The sequence below is a fragment of the Xanthomonas sp. BRIP62418 genome, assembly GCF_003993495.1.
Lineage (GTDB): Bacteria > Pseudomonadota > Gammaproteobacteria > Xanthomonadales > Xanthomonadaceae > Xanthomonas > Xanthomonas euroxanthea.
In genome coordinates this window covers 1-1,797 of the sequence record NZ_QEZG01000018.1, presented here as the reverse complement: position 1 = coordinate 1,797, position 1,797 = coordinate 1, and the positions used below count along the sequence as shown (strand labels likewise).

General features: G+C 64.2%; 3 protein-coding genes. All 3 read left to right on the top strand.

Annotated elements, in window-relative coordinates:
• A partial coding sequence (locus EO174_RS00095; protein WP_164736899.1) for a copper resistance protein CopC occupies positions 1 to 86 on the top strand: 86 nt, incomplete at its 5' end.
• Between the two features lie 10 nt (positions 87 to 96).
• Positions 97 to 1,026, top strand: a complete 930-nt coding sequence (copD, locus tag EO174_RS00090) for a copper homeostasis membrane protein CopD (RefSeq protein ID WP_005995728.1) — start codon at positions 97 to 99, stop codon at positions 1,024 to 1,026.
• 154 nt (positions 1,027 to 1,180) lie between these two features.
• Positions 1,181 to 1,797, top strand: a 617-nt coding sequence (locus tag EO174_RS00085; RefSeq protein WP_234830966.1) for a heavy metal-binding domain-containing protein, incomplete at its 3' end; no start/stop codon positions are given.

The window sequence follows — 1,797 nt, the reverse complement described above, 5'->3', positions numbered from 1 at the left end:
CTCCGGGCGTCTATACCGTGGAATACCGCGCCGTCGGTGGTGACAACCACCCCATGCCGGGCAGCTTCAGCTTCACGGTGCGCTGAGGAGTCGCGAATGTTCGACCTGTCGGCTTATGCACTGAGATTCTTGGAATACCTTGTCATCATGGTTCTTTTCGGGGTTCCACTCTTCGGTTGGTACGGGTCGCGTCGATCGGCACTCGCCGACGCCTTGGCCGGGTGGTCACTCATGGGCGTTCTATTGGCGGGTGCCGTAGCCGGTCTCGTGCTCACCGGGCTCGATGTCGTCTTCAAGACCGCGGGCATCATGGGAATGCCGCTTGCCGAGGTTGATCGCGGATCGCTTGGCTGGTATCTGCTCGAGACGTCCGCGGGCCGGGCAGCCATGGCGAGAGGCGCGCTGCTGGTCGCCCTGATGTTCGTGCTCGGATGGCATCGTCGCCGCGGGAAGGTGGAGACCGCCTTCCCGCTGGGGGCGATGCTGGCGGGCGGCGCACTCGCTTCGCTGGCATGGAACGGCCACGCCGCCGCTGGCGAGGGCTTGGCAGGCGCGGTCCGGCTTGCTGCAGGCATCGTCCATCTTCTCGCGGCAGGCGGCTGGATCGCAGCGGTCCTGATGTTCCTTGCCATGCTGCTGCGCGGCAAAGAGACGAACGGCAGCGGGCGTCTGCGATCAACGCATGACTTTCTGCATGGTTTTTCGACGCTGGGAACGATCTTCGTTGGTGCGCTCATCGTGTCCGGCATCGCGCACTACGGGGATCTCACCGCGTGGTCGTTTTCGGCCCTGTTCCAGAGCACCTACGGGAAGTTGCTGCTGTTCAAACTGGCCCTGTTCGCTGGAATGCTGGGTTTGGGAGCGCTGCACCGATGGACGCTGGTGCCGCGCTTGGAACGAGCGCTGACCAGCGGAGATCCCGCGCAGGAGGTGCGGGCTTTGCGGCAGAGTGTTACGGCTGAGGCCGCGCTGGCCATCTTGATCCTGATTGTTGTTTCAGTGCTCGGGACGCTCAGCCCCGAATAGCTGTGTAACCCGCAATGGCACACTGCCTTGGCAGTCCATCCCCACTAAAGCGAGCATCGGCATGAACTCACCGTCGTCCCATGACCATCACCATTCTGCAGGCGCAGCCCCTGTCGAGGCTGCGGATGGACGGGTCACCGATCCGGTCTGTGGCATGCAGGTCGATCCCGCCACGACGCAGCATCATGCGACCCACGCCGACACACCTTTCCACTTCTGCTCGGAGCGATGCCGCGCGAAGTTCGTGGCCGATCCGGAGCGCTATCTGACGCCCCAGGACGAACCCGAGGTGGCACAGCCCGGCGCCATCTACACCTGCCCGATGCACCCGGAAGTCCGGCAACAAGGTCCAGGCAACTGTCCCTTCTGCGGCATGGCGCTGGAGCCGGAAATGCCGAGCCTGGAGGACGATGACAATCCGGAACTTCGCGACTTCTCGCGCCGGTTCTGGTGGACGCTTCCGCTGACTGTGGTGACGCTCGTGCTGGCCATGTTCGGCCAGTACCTCCCGCGTGTCGTGCTGGGCGACGTGCAGATCCTGCCGTTGTCGATCGACGTGCAGACCTGGGTCGAGCTGGTCTTGACCACACCAGTCGTGCTGTGGGCCGGCTGGCCGTTCTTCGAGCGCTGCGTGCAGTCGATCCGCAACCGCAGCCCGAACATGTTCACCCTCATCGGGATTGGCGTTGCGGCCGCCTTTGGCTACAGCCTGGTCGCCACGCTGGCACCCGGCTTGTTCCCACCGTCGTTTACCGAACATGGGCGCGTCGG

Coding starts and splice junctions, on each gene's coding strand:
- copD (WP_005995728.1), top strand. CDS start 97: ATGTTCGACCTGTCGGCTTATGCACTGAGATTCTTGGAATACCTTGTC.